Annotated in this window: 1 protein-coding gene; it reads left to right on the top strand. The window is 63.9% G+C overall.

Translation table 11 applies throughout. The features are described from left to right. Positions 1–94: 94 nt before the first annotated feature. On the top strand, positions 95–638 hold a 544-nt coding region (locus PXJ20_RS32925; protein ID WP_421057515.1), incomplete at its 3' end, for a M55 family metallopeptidase.

Raw genomic sequence — 638 nt, 5'->3', positions numbered from 1 at the left:
CCGGGCGCGATGGACATCGACGCGAAGCCATCGTCGATGCTGTACCGAACTGGCGCACGCTACTGGCGGCTGCGCATTCAAGCGAGCAATCATCGTGAAGATCTTGATTTCCACCGATATCGAAGGCGTGGCCGGCGTCACCCACGTCGAGCAAACGCGCAGCGGCAACGCCGAGTACGAGCGGGCGCGAGCCTGGATGACCGACGAGGCGAATGCGGCGATCCGCGGCGCATTCGCAGGCGGCGCGACCGAGGTCCTCGTCAACGATTCGCACGGCGGCTTTCGTAATCTGCTGCTCGACCGGCTCGACGTGCGCGCGCAAACCATCACCGGCAAGCCGCGTTACCTCGGGATGATGGCGGGCGTTGAACAGGATTGCGATGCCGTCTATATGGTCGGCTATCACGCACGGTCGCAAACCACCGGCGTGCTGGCGCATACGATCAATAGCTTTGCGTTCAGAAGCGTGCGAGTGAACGCCGAGGAGTTCGGGGAGGCCGGTCTATACGGTGCGTTGGCCGGGGAGTTTGGCGTGCCGGTGGCGCTGCTCTCAGGCGACGATGTCTTTCTGGCCGAAACGGCGCCGATTTTTCCCGGGGCGGTCGGCGTGGAAACGAAGCGGGCTTACGGCAACGCAG

It is taken from the genome of Paraburkholderia sp. A1RI_3L, assembly GCF_048957895.1.
Taxonomy (GTDB): Bacteria; Pseudomonadota; Gammaproteobacteria; order Burkholderiales; family Burkholderiaceae; genus Paraburkholderia; species Paraburkholderia kururiensis.
The sequence above is the reverse complement of the archived record's forward strand: the minus strand, read 5'-3'. Positions and strand labels throughout refer to the sequence as shown.